Here is a 14,494-nt window from a genome sequence, read left to right as displayed (position 1 = left end):
GCTCTTAAAATACTAATTTCAATATATTCGCTGTTCAAAGATGCTTTATTTTTAAATCGTGTGTTTGATTTTCATTATTAGCAATTATATAATGATGTAGTGAAAGAAATGATTCTCATTTTCATTGAGAATTAGTGAATACGTGTTAGTGTATTCCATCAGAGTTATTAGTTCACTCAAAAATTCAACAGCGTTTGGCTATTGGAATTAAAATAAAATATATAAAGAATAGTGGGAAAATGAAATGAGACTTTGGATGCTCGTTGCAGCAACCATCGTTCTGTCCTTTATATCATTATTTATTGGGGCAATCGACATTAAACCATCTGATTTATTGGATTGGGATTCAGATAAAACACAAATTTTCCTGATGAGTCGAGTGCCACGATTAATGGCGATTATACTTGCTGGGGCAGGGATGGGTATTTCAGGCTTAATTATGCAAAGCTTAAGCCGTAATAAATTCGTATCACCGACAACATCGGGTACGTTGGATGCGGCTAAACTAGGTATTGTAGTATCAATGGTATTTTTCACAAGTGTAGGTTATATGGAGAAAATTCTCTTTAGTTTCACCTTTGCACTTATTGGTATGATGATTTTCATGCGTCTTCTGGAAAGTATTAAATTTAAAGATGTAATTTTCGTGCCTCTAATCGGGATTATGTACGGGAATATCATAGGTGCTATATCCACATTTATTGCCTATGAAGCAGATGTAATGCAAAGTGTGGATACATTCTTTTTAGGTAGTTTTACACTAGTTGTTTCAGGACGTTATGAGTTGCTTTATGTAGCTGTACCTGCGATTATTCTTGCTTACTTATATGCAAATAAGTTTACAGTGGCAGGAATGGGTGAAGATTTTGCGAAAAATCTAGGGTTGAGCTATCGTACTGTATTAAATCTCGGTTTAGTGCTTGTCGCGATTATTTCAACTACAGTCGTATTAACAGTAGGGATTATTCCTTTCTTAGGGTTAATCGTGCCAAACATAGTTTCATTATATATGGGAGACAATTTACGTAAAACGATTCCGCATACAATTTTCCTAGGGGCAGCATTCCTATTGATGTGTGATATCCTGAGTCGTCTTATTGTGTATCCGTTTGAAATTCCGGTAAACACAACGGTTGCGGTAATCGGCAGTGCAATCTTCTTAGTAATGTTGTTTAGGGGGAAAGCATATGCGAAAAAATAGAACGAAGCTTATTGTTTTAGCCGTAATCGCGATTATTAGTATACTGTTATTTTGTCTATATAATATTCAAGGTGGATTTAGTTACGCCTTTCCAAAACGTGTAGAACGTGTATTGGCAATGATTATTACCGGTACTGCCATTGCGTATGCGACGGTAACATTCCAGACAGTTACACATAATCGATTATTAACTCCTTCAATGATGGGTGTTGACTCGATGTATGAAGTCGTCCAGACGGTCATATTCTTCTTTGCGGGGTCCGCCTCTATTTTTGTAGTAAGCCGTTATTTGAATTTTGGATTATCAATTGTTGCGATGGTTATCTTCGCACTTATTTTATACAGATTTCTATTCAGGGCCGATAAGCATCCAATCTTCCTACTGCTGCTAGCAGGGATGATTATAGGGACACTGCTCGGTAGCTTAGTAACATTTTTACAAGTAATTATTGACCCGGTAGAATATGAAAGCTTACAATCTCGTTTATTTGCGAGCTTTATGAATGTTAAAACTGAGCTTTTACTTATTGCTATCGTTATATTAGTGGCTTCGTTTATATACGGTTATCGTTTATTAAGGGATTTAGATGTAATGTCATTAGGACGTGAAAATGCAATAAACTTAGGTGTAAACTACGATAAAATTGTATTGAAGGTACTAATTTTATCTTCCGTTCTTATTGCAACATCTACTGCGCTTGTAGGTCCAATTACGTTTTTAGGATTAATCGTTTCAAACTTAGCGTATCAATTTTTTGCTACGTATAAGCACTCTGTTTTAATTGTGGGTGCGAGCCTAATTAGTATTATTGCACTTGTCGGTGGGCAGTTTTTAGTACTGCATGTGTTCCAATTAAGTACCACGATAAGTGTTATTATAAACTTCATCGGTGGATTGTACTTTATCTATCTAATACTGAAGGAAAGTAGGAAAGCAGGATGATTGAAATTAAAGGGCTTTCTAAAAGCTTTGGAAAGAAACCAGTTGTTGAAAACGTATCATTAACTATCCAGCCAAAAGCAATCACTTCATTTATTGGACCAAACGGTGCCGGTAAGTCAACATTATTATCCATGGTAAGCCGATTGCTTGATTCAGATACAGGGGAAGTATTTTTAGATCAAAGTGATGTTAAAAAAATGAAATCTAATGATTTTGCTAAACGTGTGGCTATTTTACGTCAATCAAATCATCTAAATGTACGATTAACTGTACGTGAACTCGTGGCATTTGGTCGTTATCCTTATTCAAAAGGGCGTTTAACAGCAGAGGACGAAGCACATATTGATCGTGCAATTGAATACATGACATTGGGCGATATGGAACATAAATTTTTAGATGAATTATCCGGTGGTCAAAAGCAACGTGCTTTTATCTCGATGGTAATAGCACAAGATACTGAGTATATTTTATTGGATGAACCATTAAACAACCTGGATATGAAGCACTCGGTTCAAATCATGAAAATTTTACGCAAGCTTGTAGATGAATTAGGCAAAACAGTTGTCATTGTGTTGCATGATATTAACTTTGCTTCGGTGTATTCAGACCGTATTGTCGCTTTAAAAGATGGACGCCTTGTAAAAGATGGTCCAACTCATGACATTATTAATTCAGAAGCACTTCGGGAAGTATATGACATGCATATTCCGGTTCAAGAACAAGATGGTTGTAGAATCTGTGTATACTTTAATTCCCAAAGCTAAAGATAAGTAAATGTATAGGTTATTCTCGCTTATACATTTATTTTATAAATTTAAATGAGAATGAATATTAATTTCATAAAAACAATTGACAACTTTAAACAGTTGATTTAGACTTACACTAGTTAATTGAAAACGATTATCACTCTCGGTTGAGAGAAAAGTAGGAGGAAATTTTAACATGAAAAAGTGGAAATTTTTAACGGCAGCAGCATTAACATTAATGCTAGCAGCATGTGGTTCAGATGAAGAAAAGGCAACTGAAACAAATGAACCTGCTGCAACTGAAAACAGTGAAACATCTGCATCAACAGAAACAGCAGCATTCCCAATGTCAGTTTCTCCATTATCAGCAGGAAGTGAAACAGAGGATGGGAAATCAGTTTCCTTTGAAGATGTAACATTTGAAGAAATGCCAAAAAACATCGTAGTACTTGACTACGGTTTCTTAGATACACTTGATGCATTAGGCGTTGAAGGAATTGTTGGTATCGCTGCAAACGGAGGTAAAGGGAATATCCCGGCGCATCTTAAAGAGAAATACGTAACAGATTCAGTAGCAGACGTTGGTACTTTAAAGCAAATCGACTTTGAGAAAGTAGCAGCTGCTAACCCAGATGCAATTTTCATTTCTGGTCGTCAAGCTCCATTCTATGAAGAGTTAAAAGAAATCACTCCAAACGTAGTATTCATCGGTTCTGATAACTCGAACTACGTTGACGGTGTATTTGAAACTGTAGACTTGGCAGCAAAAATCTTCGGTAAAGAAGAAAAAGCTGAAGAGTTAAAATCAAGCTTACAAGCTAAAGTTGATGAAGTGAAAGAAAAGGCGGCTGGCTATGAAAATGCATTAGTAGCAATGTACAACGACAAAAAAATCTCTGGTTTCGATAACGGTGAAGATTCTCGTTTTGCATATGTATACAATGACTTTGGCTTTAAACCTTCAACTACAGATATTAAAGCATCTTCACACGGTTCAGACTTCTCTTATGAATCAATCCTTTCTGTAGATCCAGAAGTATTATTAATCATTGACCGTACAGCTTCTGATGTAGATACTATTAAAGCTGACATCGAAAATGATATCATCAAAAAGACTCGTGCTTACAAAGAAGGTAAAATCGTTTATCTTGATGGTGTAAACTGGTACTTCTCTTCTAACGGTGTAACAACTGAAGCAGAAAAATTAGATGAAATTTTAAACGAATTAAAATAATATTATAAATAGGGCATGTCTCATTTTGAGGCATGCTTTTTTTAAAAAAAGGAGCGATAGATTATGTTTGTACAAATACGTAAATGGGTTGTAACCGAGGGTAACTCTGAAAAAATTATCGAACGTTTTAGTAGGAAGCCGGATCAAGGTCCATCGAAATTAGAACAACGTGAAGGATTTATTGGTCGCGAACTATTGGTGAAAAATGTCCGCCGCGGTGAAGAAGAAGTGGTTATGATTATCCGTTGGGAATCAGAGGAAGCATGGAAGGCTTGGGAAAAGAGCCCTGAACATATCGCTGGCCATAAAGCGAAAATAAAAGAACATGGTGGTAAACCGCCGAAACCAGAATTCGTCATTTCGATGGAGCATGGAAATTACACTGTTGTAGAATAATGAAGACTTACGAAAATCTACTTTGCTGAAAATAATAGCAAAGTAGATTTTTATTTTTTTACGTAGTACATATAATTTTGGGTAAAAGAATAGAAGTATAAGAAAGAGGGGGATGCTAATGAAAAAAGGCGCATATTTTTTCGCACTCATCACTCTGGCTATTTTCGCCATAATTTCGCTGAATTATAATAGCGCAAGCTTGGAAGTATTGGATGCGAAAATCCAATCCTTATTACGTGGTAATGAGGTTATTATTTTATTTCATTATTTAGGTGAAACGCGTTTTATTGTAATGATTACTATCCTACTTTTGCTCTTTTTATGGATTCGGAAAAAAAGTTACCGCGGAGTGCTATTTGTTTTGTTAACAATTGGAGTGGGGAACGGTATTAATCAACTCTTAAAACATTACTTTGAAAGGCCTCGACCTGATATTGCCGATCAACTAATTACATATAGCTTTCCATCAGGGCACTCTCAAATGGGTTTGTTGTATTTGTTTACTTTAGCTTTCCTATTTTCCAATATGACTAGCAGTAGAAAAAAGGAGATGACTATTTGGGGTATAGCTATTGTACTAGCTTTCTTTATCGGTTTAGCACGTATAGCAGAAGGCCGGCATTATCCTACAGACGTCTTAGCCGGGTGGAGTATAGGCTATAGTTGGTTTATTATTTGTGTATTATGGTATGAGTCGCCTAAACATTGGAGAAAAAAGTGAATTCCTAAATATTAGGGATTCTTTTTTATAACAGAAAGTTGGTTTGTGACATAAGATGTTACCTTAACAAAAAAAGTTGCATAAAGGAAACTTCTCGCATATAATTTGATAAATGAATAAAATCCAAAGGAGAATGTTATGGATGAGAATGTATTATTAGCATTAGGATTAACGTTGTTTGCAGGGCTTGCTACAGGAATAGGTAGCTTAATTGCTTTTTTTACAACGCGTACAAATAAAAAATTCCTATCAGTGGCATTAGGATTTTCAGCAGGTGTCATGATTTATGTTTCGCTAATTGAAATTTTTGTGAAGGCAAAAGATTCATTAGTAAACGTTCATGGGGAAACGACTGGTTATTGGTATACTTTGTTTGGATTTTTCGGGGGGATGCTATTAATAGCATTAATTGATCGCTTTATTCCAAAGGGCAACAATCCTCACGAAGTAAAATCTGTTGAAGATGTACAAAAGGCACAAATAATAGGCAATGAAGAAATAGAAGCTGATCGTCTAATGAAAATGGGGCTCTTTACAGCATTGGCGATTGCAATTCATAACTTCCCGGAAGGTATTGCTACTTTCATGGCCGTTCTACAAGATCCAAATGTAGGGATTGCCATTGCCATCGCTGTAGCTATTCATAATATCCCAGAAGGTATTGCTGTAGCAATTCCTATTTTCTATGCAACAGGGAAGCGTATGAAGGCTTTTAAATGGTCGTTCGCTTCGGGTTTATCCGAACCTTTAGGTGCATTAATCGCTTATTTTGTACTCATGCAGTTTATGACAGATACGTTGTTTGGTATTATTTTTGCGGGTGTCGCTGGTATTATGGTATTCATCTCGATTGACGAACTACTTCCGGCTGCCAAGAAATACGATGAAGCCCATTCGTCTATTTATGGTTTAGTTGCAGGTATGGCCGTTATGGCGATAAGTCTAGTAATGTTAACTTAATTATGACAGTATAAAAGCCAGCATCCTATGTAGATGCTGGCTTTTATATTCGTTTTTAGGAAGCAGCTGTTACATTTTCAGATGCAACAGTAAAAGTTGTATTCGGGTATTCATTTTTTTCTATTTCATCAAGTAACGCTACGGCAAAATCAGCATAGCTAATATAACTGTTAAATTGCGAGTTTACTAAAATTTTCTCGGCACCTTTAATATAGTGACCTGTACGAGGTCCGTCAGAATCGAACATAGCTGAAGGAATAGCAAACGTCCATTGAATTGAAGAGCTTTCTAAATCCTGCAAATTTTGCAATTGTGCTCTTGCCATGTCAACAAGGTCTTCTGGATAATCTTCCAAATCCATAAGGCGCACAGTCTTTTCGCGGTTCACATATAGACAGCCTGAGCTACCAACAACGAACAGTTTTTTTGATGTCCCTTCCAATAAGGAGATTAAATATTCACCTGCAGTTACATGCAAATGTTCTTCCCCTGGTAGTGGGGCAAAGGCATTGATTAAGATATCAAAAGGTTCAATTTGTTCTTTCGTTAAATTGAACAAGTCGCTTTCAATAATTGAATTTTTATTGTCTTGTAATGTTGCCTTATTTTTCACAATAGCTGTTACATCATAATTTCTCATTAAAGCCTCACGTAAAATATGAGTCCCTGCTTTACCAGCAGCACCAATAACTGCAATTTTCATAAACATTACCCCTTTCTAACAGTAGATTTATTAATATACCCATAATTAAAGGAAATTATGCATATTTTGAGAGAAAATGAGATTGAATGTTTTGTGGCAGTATCGTCATCGAACATAGTCGAATGGGAATTCTATAGTAAAAAGGGTTGCAAATTTTAATTAAAATTTGCAACCCTTTGTATATCATTTACTATTTGAGTAAGTAGTGACTTGTATCCCTGCGGAAGCTCCCGTTGTTAAAACAACTTGATGTGTAGGGAATTGTTTTTGCATAGCCTCAATAAATTGTTCCTTTATCGATAGTGGGATAATGGAAATTAATGTTGGTCCCGCTCCACTTAAAGCAGTCCCATAGGCTCCAGCCAATTTTGCTGCTTCATGTATTTCGGTGTAATTTGGTATAAGCTCCGCGCGAAACGGCTCATGAAATAAATCTGCTTCCATGTAACGACCGATACGTACATAATCTTTTGCGATTAAAGAAGCTGCTAACATATTCGCATTTGCACTTGCTCGGACAGCATAGCCCCGCTCTAATTGGCTTGGTAAAACACCTCGTGAATCAGATGTTTTTAACTCAACATTTGGAATAAACACTACAAATGCTGCATCCATTTCCTGAATATGAAGCGTATCGACAACCCCTTGTTCATCCATGGAGGAAATCGTAAGTCCTCCTAAGACGGAAGCCGACGCATTATCAGGGTGACCTTCAATTTGGGAAGAAATATTCAACTTGTCCTGAGTCGTTAAATTTAACTCTCCTAAAATATTCGCTAATTCGATGCCCGCAACTATAGCTGCGGCACTACTGCCAAGTCCTCTTGCTAGAGGAAGCTCGCTCTTCATTTCCACTTTACATGGTCGCAATGAAGCATTGTACTGTTTAGCCACTTGCTGGGCAGTTTTATAAATTAAATGTGTTTCAACTGTTGTATCTGAAGGTACATTGTCTCCAATATGAACAAATTCCCACTCATTTTGTAAAGTTACTTCCATAGTTAAATAAAGTGATAGTCCAAGACCAATCGAGTCAAATCCAGGTCCTAAATTTGCTGTACTGCCTGGGACTTTGATTTGCCAACTGTTGCTCATAAACTAAATACGCCCTCGATATAGCTGCGGATTTCCTGCTCATCATTTTTAAGTGCAACTAAGTCAACAGTTGAAACATTCATTGCTGTATCAGGATCTTTTAAACCATTACCTGTAAATACTGATACTACTTTGCTTCCCGGAATAATCTTACCAGCTTTAACGGATTTGATGACACCTGCTAATGATGCAGCAGAGCCTGGTTCAATGAAAATTCCTTCTTTTTGGGCAATTAACTTATAGGCTGCCAAAATTTCCTCATCTGTAACGGCCTCGATTAAACCACCTGATTCATCACGTGCTGCTTCTGCATATATCCAGCTTGCAGGGTTACCAATTCGAATCGCAGTAGCAACTGTTTCAGGATTTGTAATTGGCTCTCCTTTTACGATGGCAGCCGCACCTTCTGCTTCAAAGCCATACATTTTTGGCAGACCGCTTTGTTTTGCTTCATTATATTCTTTAAAGCCTTTCCAGTATGCTGTAATATTACCGGCATTCCCAACTGGGATGCATAGATAATCCGGTGCTTGACCTAATTGATCAACTATTTCAAATGCTGCTGTTTTTTGCCCTTCAATACGGTAAGGGTTAACGGAATTTACTAACGCGATTGGAGTAGTTTCTCCAATTTTACGCACAATGTTTAATGCATCATCAAAGTTACCATCAATCTCGATAATTTTAGCGCCATACATCGTAGCTTGTGCTAATTTTCCAAGTGCTACTTTACCTTTTGGAATTACAACGATTGATTGGATGCCTGCACGTGCTGCATAGGCTGCAGCCGCAGCTGAAGTATTACCTGTAGAGGCACAAATAACTACTTTTGAACCTTCTTCAATAGCTTTTGCAACGGCAAATACCATGCCACGATCTTTAAAAGAGCCAGTTGGATTGGCACCTTCTATTTTTCCATATAATTCAATCCCTAGTTCCTTCGATAAATTCACTAAAGGAATTAAGGGAGTATTTCCTTCATTTAAAGAGAGAGCAGGTGTATTTTCAGTAATAGGTAGATACTGTTTATATTCTTCAATAAGACCTTTCCACATAGACAATTTAACTCCTTCTGTTCTCGGTAGATGAACATTTGTTTTTGTATACAAGACATTTTAAACCTATGTGCCTCTTATTTCAATAGGAATCGATAAATTGTCGGAACAATTCGTTAAGTAAAAAAAATGTTGTCACTTTTAAGAAAGAAATGTATGATAGGAATGTTGTTAAGTCAAGTGTAAAGACACATGGAGGGTGGAATAGTAAATGTCAGTGGAAGTAAATGAACAAAAGCCTTTATCACGTAATAAATTATTAGGCATTGCTGGTGTCGGTTGGATGTTTGACGCTATGGATGTCGGCATTCTCTCCTTTATCATTGCAGCACTTGCAGTGGATTGGGGTTTAAATAGTAGCCAAATGGGGTGGATTGGTAGTGTAAACTCCATCGGTATGATGGTAGGTGCGTTAGTTTTTGGACTACTCGCAGATAAAGTGGGCCGCAAGCAAATTTTTATGTGGACACTTATATTGTTTTCTGTAGCAAGTGGACTGTCTGCATTTACAACTACCTTGACACTCTTTCTAATATTGCGTTTCTTCGTTGGGATGGGGCTCGGTGGAGAATTACCGGTTGCTTCTACATTAGTATCTGAAAGTGTGAAAGCAGAAGAAAGAGGAAGAGTCGTTGTTCTATTGGAGAGCTTTTGGGCAGCAGGTTGGTTATTGGCAGCAATCATATCTTATTTTGTAATTCCTGCAGATTTTTGGCCAATTGAAGGATGGCGTGTTGCGTTACTCATTACTGCAATACCAGCATTTTATGCGATCTATATACGAATGAAATTACCTGATTCACCGCAGTTTAGGGTAAAAGAGGAGTCTAAAAAGCGATCTGTATTTCAGAACATTGCTGAAGTTTGGGCAAAAAAGTATGCTCGTTCTACCGTTATGCTATGGATACTTTGGTTTACAGTTGTGTTTTCCTATTATGGTATGTTCTTATGGTTGCCGAGTGTAATGGTTGGAAAAGGGTTCGATTTAATATCGAGCTTTAAATATGTACTTATAATGACGTTAGCTCAATTACCGGGTTATTTCACTGCTGCATGGTTTATTGAAAAATTCGGGCGGAAATTTGTTTTGGTTACATATTTATTAGGTACTGCAGCAAGTGCATTTGTTTTTGGAGGCGCGGAAACCATCACGACTTTATTGGTATCCGGAATGTTACTTTCATTCTTTAACTTAGGGGCATGGGGAGCATTATATGCTTACACACCAGAGCAATATCCAGCAATTGTACGTGGTACAGGGGCGGGAATGGCAGCGGCGGTAGGACGTATTGGAGGAATATTTGGTCCGTTATTAGTCGGTACACTTTTAACAAAAGGTTATGATATTAGCTATATATTTACTATTTTCTGTGGTGCTATTGTCATAGGGGTGTTAGCTGTAATTTTCTTAGGAAAAGAAACAAAACAAACAGAATTACAATAAATGTAAAAACAAAGGACCTGTGCAGATTGAATTTGCACAGGTCCTTTTAAACATAATTTATACATTCAATTATACCCAACTAATTTAATTTGAATAGTTAGTTTATAGTAAGTATTTTTACTAAAATACAATAAATTTACAATAATATGTCTATTTTATACATAAAACATACAGTTCTTTAGCATAATAAAGTTTTTTCAGAAAACTCATTGTATTCTATTAATATTCATGATAATGTATTTTTTATTATTAGAAATTACTGCGCGGAATTTACATCGTAATAGTTATTAATCACTATTTTAGTTGCCATAACCATGTCAACTAATTAATAGGTATATAAGATGATTTTAAGAAAGGGAGATGTGGAGTTTGAGTATATGTAATGATATTAAAAAAAGGTATATTCGATTGTCAAAAGGACAACGTAAGGTAGCCCAGTTTGTCATTGATAACCCCAATGTAGTTGCCACACAAATTGCTTCTGAAGTAGGTAGACTTGCAGATGTTAGTGAATCAACGGTTATTCGATTTTGTTATGCAATGGACCTCTCGGGTTTTAGTGACCTTCAAGACAAAGTGAAAGGTTACTTAATGGAAAGAGGGGAAACAGTAGAAGCGAAAAAAGCAATTGCGAAGAATAGAATTAGACAGCAAATTGGCGCTGATATTGTTAAGCAGGATATTGCCGGTATTTCCAAAACTTTTAATGAATTAAAAGAGCGCGATGTCGAAGAAGTTATTCAATTGCTGCATCAATCAAAAAGAATACACTTTTTAGGATTTAGACACTCGGAACCTGCTGCTTTTTGGATGTTCAGTAATCTAAAGATGCTGCGCGATCAAGTATATTTTATTGAACATGAAACGGAAAAAATTGCTCAACAATTAGCATTTATGGATGAGAACTCTTTACTATTTGTTATTTCATTGGATGATGAGTATGAAGATTTGGCAACAACAGTAGAGATTGCTAAGAGAAAAAATGTAAAAATTGTTGCGATTCGGGATAAAAAGCTGACTTCTCACAAGGAGCCTGCAAATCCAGTGCTGATTGTTCCTTCTGCAAAAGAAGGCGGGGCCACATGCACAATTGCTATATATTCTTTATTACATATTTTAGTGGAAACGATGGTAATGCAAAATCCAGAGAAATATTGTAAGGAAAGTAATAGTTCGAAAAAGCAAATTAATTTAACCGCAATTAGCTGAGAAAACGAAAAGACAAAGATTGTCGACAAAAGGTCTCGAGAGACGAACTCTCGAGACCTTTTGTCTTTTTTTATAAATTTTAACTAAATGCTTAGCAAGAACAAGTTGTTCATACTCATTGATTTTGATTACTAGTCATCGTAGAAAACATATCTCATTTTATTAAAGCGATGAATAAGTTAGCTGGAGCGTGCCCGGGAAAAGCATCGGTCCCGGAATGGAAATCAACGGTTCAGTGTTAATGAAATTTTTAAACAAACACTTCTAGCCTTTAAGTTTTTCGGCATCCTTAGTCAATGAGAAATGTTGTTTTTCACTTTCATACCGTTATGTTAAAATGAAGGGCGAACAGTATTTTATATAGGAGGCTCAATTATGAGTAAAACATTAGTTTTTGGACATAAAAACCCTGATACAGATACAATTACTTCGGCAATTGTTTATGCATACTTAAAGCAACAGTTAGGTGTCGATGCAGAGGCGGTCCGTCTTGGAGAATTAAATAACGAAACTAAATTTGCATTGGAAAAGTTCGGATTTGAAGCACCCCGCCTTATCGGAAATGTTAAAGAGGAAGCAAGCCAAGTGATTTTGGTCGATCATAACGAATTTCAACAATCGGCTGATGGTATAGAAGAAGTAAAAATTACAGAAGTAATTGACCATCACCGTATTGCCAATTTCCAAACATCAGATCCGTTATACTTCCGGGCTGAACCTGTAGGATGTACAGCAACAATCTTAAATAAATTATTTAAAGAAAATAATGTAGAAGTACCGGCAAATATTGCAGGCTTAATGCTTTCTGCTATTATCTCAGATACGTTATTATTCAAATCGCCTACATGCACAGAGCAAGATGTTAAAGCGGGTACTGAATTAGCAGCAATTGCGAATGTTGATTCAGCAGAATATGGTTTAGCGATGCTAAAAGCGGGCGCCGACCTTTCTGATAAATCATTGGAAGAGCTATTATCACTTGATGCAAAAGGCTTTGAATTCGGAGAATATAAAGCAACTGTTGCACAAGTAAACGCTGTCGATATTGAAGATGTACTTGGGCGTCAGGAAGAGCTTGAAAACTTATTAAACAAAAATATAGCAGATAATGGTTTAGATTTATTCTTCTTCGTTGTAACGGATATTTTAAATAACGACTCAACAGCGGTAGCAGCCGGACAAGTTGCGGAAAATGCAGCAAAAGCATTTGGAACAGCAATCGTCAATGGCCGCATTAATTTACCTGGTGTTGTATCACGTAAGAAACAAATTGTTCCAGTATTGACTGAAGGCTTAAAATAATAAAAAATCCGGTACTCCATTTTAATTGGAGTGACCGGATTTTTTTATATCTAGAGGATAAACGGCAGGACCTTCTATTACTTGTCCTTCTGCATTATACCGTGACCCGTGACATGGACAATCGTACGTCTGGTCTGCTTCATTCCATCTTGTTTTACAACCTAAATGGGTACAGCGCGGTGCTTTAGGGCGTTTTAAATATCCTCCAACTAACTCCTTGCCGATAACCCCACCTGTCTGAAGCATGAAATAAAGGTTCTTACCAAAACTTGACCGATGTGGAGAGAACAGATTTGCTGCATCATTTGGAACATTTTTTATAAGATCCGTAAGAAGGTTCCCTGCAACAAGTGAAGAAGATAATCCCCACTTATTAAAGCCCGTTGCCACATATAGACTATCATCGTCTGGAGAAAGTTGTCCGATATAAGGGACTTGATCAGCTGTCATAATATCCTGCGCACTCCATGCATATTCGTATGGAGGTAGTTCAAAATCCGTAGTTAATTCATGCTGCAATGCTTCGTAAAAACGATCAGTATCGCCAGTGGACCCTGCTAAATGGGACTGTCCACCGTAAATGAAGTAAGGCTGGTTATCGATAAGTGCACTTCGGATTGTACGACTTTGATCATCAATGCTCAAATATTGCCCATCTAACAGCTGCGAAGATTTTGTAGCTGTTAAATATGAACGTTTTATTTGTAGTTTAATCGAATAAAGTTGTCGAATGGATTCAATTGGGTAATGCGTACATAAAATTAGTTTATTATACTGAACCGTATAGCCATTACTCGTACGAATCTGGTTATTACGTAGTTCAATATTTGTAACACGGGTATTCAAATAAAGTTGTGCCCCGTATTTTCTTGCTAAATGAACAAAAGCATTTGTAAATTGTACGGGATTAATTTGTCCTTCATTCTTTATACCGATGGCCAACTCTACAGGTAGATTAAGTTCAGTTTCATTCGTTGCTTCAAATGGAATGCCAATTTTCTTATAAAGCTCAGCTTCATTTAATAGCTGTTCTTTTCCTTTGGAAGTGGAAGTGTATAAATAGGAAGTAGCCCTTGTAAATCCACTATTATTTTCAGAAATGCCTTTTTCAATTGCAAATTTGTTTGCTTCATAATAGATTTTCCCATCTTCTGGAGTCAATTTCGAATAAATGAGATTATGCTGCACAGTTAACTTACCTGTAGAATAAGCAGTAGTTCCATTTGCAAATTGTGGAAGTGCTTCAATCAGTACAACTTGAAATCCTTCCTTAGCAAGTGAATAAGCGGTATACACGCCGCTAATCCCACCTCCAATAATACAGATATCACATTTAATAGGTTGTTGAATGGACGGAGAGGAAAAACCTGAATCCGTTGGGAGCCATAGCGATTGTTTCAAAATATCACCTTTTTTATTTTTAGCTTAGGATATTTTTTATTTTTTTATTCAACTAACGTGAATATCGAAAATTCTATACGAATG

Annotated in this window: 14 protein-coding genes; 10 read left to right on the top strand and 4 right to left on the bottom strand. The window is 36.5% G+C overall.

Annotated elements, in window-relative coordinates; genetic code table 11:
- Nucleotides 1-244 precede the first annotated feature (244 nt).
- The 7 genes from H9635_RS16425 to zupT all read left to right on the top strand — a co-directional run bounded on the left by H9635_RS16425 (nt 245) and on the right by zupT (nt 6,201).
- Entirely contained in the window at nt 245-1,201 is a 957-nt protein-coding gene (locus tag H9635_RS16425) for an ABC transporter permease (protein ID WP_191701391.1), read from the top strand.
- Nucleotides 1,188-2,144: an iron chelate uptake ABC transporter family permease subunit gene (locus H9635_RS16420; RefSeq protein WP_191701390.1), complete on the top strand. Its 957-nt coding sequence runs from the start codon at nt 1,188-1,190 to the stop codon at nt 2,142-2,144. Before H9635_RS16425 ends, H9635_RS16420 begins: the two co-directional genes overlap by 14 nt.
- Entirely contained in the window at nt 2,141-2,908 is a 768-nt protein-coding gene (locus H9635_RS16415) for an iron ABC transporter ATP-binding protein (RefSeq protein WP_191701389.1), read from the top strand. The genes H9635_RS16420 and H9635_RS16415 overlap by 4 nt, the downstream gene beginning before the upstream one ends.
- 178 nt (nt 2,909-3,086) lie before the next feature.
- Nucleotides 3,087-4,124: a siderophore ABC transporter substrate-binding protein gene (locus H9635_RS16410; RefSeq protein WP_191701388.1), complete on the top strand. Its 1,038-nt coding sequence runs from the start codon at nt 3,087-3,089 to the stop codon at nt 4,122-4,124.
- Between the two features lie 63 nt (nt 4,125-4,187).
- On the top strand, nt 4,188-4,520 hold the full coding sequence (locus H9635_RS16405; protein WP_191701387.1) for an antibiotic biosynthesis monooxygenase family protein: 333 nt from the start codon (nt 4,188-4,190) through the stop codon (nt 4,518-4,520).
- Nucleotides 4,521-4,638: 118 nt separating this feature from the next.
- On the top strand, nt 4,639-5,241 hold the full coding sequence (locus H9635_RS16400) for a phosphatase PAP2 family protein (protein WP_191701386.1): 603 nt from the start codon (nt 4,639-4,641) through the stop codon (nt 5,239-5,241).
- A gap of 138 nt (nt 5,242-5,379) precedes the next feature.
- The gene (gene zupT / locus H9635_RS16395; protein WP_191701385.1) at nt 5,380-6,201 is read left to right on the top strand and encodes a zinc transporter ZupT; all 822 of its coding nucleotides are present in this window, start codon (nt 5,380-5,382) and stop codon (nt 6,199-6,201) included.
- A gap of 55 nt (nt 6,202-6,256) precedes the next feature.
- Here the strand turns inward: zupT and H9635_RS16390 are convergent, their stop codons facing one another.
- The 3 genes from H9635_RS16390 to thrC form a co-directional block, all read right to left on the bottom strand.
- Nucleotides 6,257-6,904 carry an NAD(P)-dependent oxidoreductase gene (locus H9635_RS16390; RefSeq protein WP_191701384.1) on the bottom strand — a complete coding sequence of 216 codons (648 nt, stop codon included), beginning with the start codon at nt 6,902-6,904 and terminating at the stop codon, nt 6,257-6,259.
- A 183-nt stretch (nt 6,905-7,087) separates the two neighbouring features.
- On the bottom strand, nt 7,088-7,999 hold the full coding sequence (gene thrB / locus H9635_RS16385; RefSeq protein ID WP_191701383.1) for a homoserine kinase: 912 nt from the start codon (nt 7,997-7,999) through the stop codon (nt 7,088-7,090).
- Nucleotides 7,996-9,054, bottom strand: a complete 1,059-nt coding sequence (gene thrC / locus H9635_RS16380; protein ID WP_191701382.1) for a threonine synthase — start codon at nt 9,052-9,054, stop codon at nt 7,996-7,998. Before thrC ends, thrB begins: the two co-directional genes overlap by 4 nt.
- A 211-nt stretch (nt 9,055-9,265) precedes the next feature.
- Here thrC and H9635_RS16375 point away from each other — a divergent pair, with 211 nt between their 5' ends.
- The 3 genes from H9635_RS16375 to H9635_RS16365 all read left to right on the top strand — a co-directional run bounded on the left by H9635_RS16375 (nt 9,266) and on the right by H9635_RS16365 (nt 13,009).
- Nucleotides 9,266-10,498, top strand: a complete 1,233-nt coding sequence (locus tag H9635_RS16375; protein WP_191701381.1) for an MFS transporter — start codon at nt 9,266-9,268, stop codon at nt 10,496-10,498.
- 369 nt (nt 10,499-10,867) lie between these two features.
- Nucleotides 10,868-11,707 (top strand): MurR/RpiR family transcriptional regulator, encoded by an 840-nt coding sequence (locus H9635_RS16370; RefSeq protein ID WP_191701380.1) that lies wholly within the window; start codon nt 10,868-10,870, stop codon nt 11,705-11,707.
- Nucleotides 11,708-12,082: 375 nt separating this feature from the next.
- Nucleotides 12,083-13,009 carry a manganese-dependent inorganic pyrophosphatase gene (locus tag H9635_RS16365; protein WP_191701379.1) on the top strand — a complete coding sequence of 309 codons (927 nt, stop codon included), beginning with the start codon at nt 12,083-12,085 and terminating at the stop codon, nt 13,007-13,009.
- A 21-nt stretch (nt 13,010-13,030) separates the two neighbouring features.
- Here H9635_RS16365 and H9635_RS16360 read toward each other — a convergent pair whose 3' ends face one another.
- A complete protein-coding gene (locus H9635_RS16360; RefSeq protein WP_191701378.1) occupies nt 13,031-14,410 on the bottom strand; it encodes an FAD-dependent oxidoreductase in 1,380 nt (459 codons plus the stop codon).
- Nucleotides 14,411-14,494 lie beyond the last annotated feature (84 nt).

The organism is Solibacillus faecavium (genome assembly GCF_014836905.1).
Classification (GTDB): domain Bacteria; phylum Bacillota; class Bacilli; order Bacillales_A; family Planococcaceae; genus Solibacillus; species Solibacillus faecavium.
The sequence above is the reverse complement of the archived record's forward strand: the minus strand, read 5'-3'. Positions and strand labels throughout refer to the sequence as shown.

Coding starts and splice junctions, on each gene's coding strand:
- H9635_RS16365 (WP_191701379.1), top strand. CDS start 12,083: ATGAGTAAAACATTAGTTTTTGGACATAAAAACCCTGATACAGATACA.
- H9635_RS16420 (WP_191701390.1), top strand. CDS start 1,188: ATGCGAAAAAATAGAACGAAGCTTATTGTTTTAGCCGTAATCGCGATT.
- H9635_RS16410 (WP_191701388.1), top strand. CDS start 3,087: ATGAAAAAGTGGAAATTTTTAACGGCAGCAGCATTAACATTAATGCTA.
- zupT (WP_191701385.1), top strand. CDS start 5,380: ATGGATGAGAATGTATTATTAGCATTAGGATTAACGTTGTTTGCAGGG.
- thrB (WP_191701383.1), bottom strand. CDS start 7,999: ATGAGCAACAGTTGGCAAATCAAAGTCCCAGGCAGTACAGCAAATTTA.
- H9635_RS16375 (WP_191701381.1), top strand. CDS start 9,266: ATGTCAGTGGAAGTAAATGAACAAAAGCCTTTATCACGTAATAAATTA.
- H9635_RS16425 (WP_191701391.1), top strand. CDS start 245: ATGAGACTTTGGATGCTCGTTGCAGCAACCATCGTTCTGTCCTTTATA.
- H9635_RS16415 (WP_191701389.1), top strand. CDS start 2,141: ATGATTGAAATTAAAGGGCTTTCTAAAAGCTTTGGAAAGAAACCAGTT.
- H9635_RS16400 (WP_191701386.1), top strand. CDS start 4,639: ATGAAAAAAGGCGCATATTTTTTCGCACTCATCACTCTGGCTATTTTC.
- H9635_RS16405 (WP_191701387.1), top strand. CDS start 4,188: ATGTTTGTACAAATACGTAAATGGGTTGTAACCGAGGGTAACTCTGAA.
- thrC (WP_191701382.1), bottom strand. CDS start 9,054: ATGTGGAAAGGTCTTATTGAAGAATATAAACAGTATCTACCTATTACT.
- H9635_RS16390 (WP_191701384.1), bottom strand. CDS start 6,904: ATGAAAATTGCAGTTATTGGTGCTGCTGGTAAAGCAGGGACTCATATT.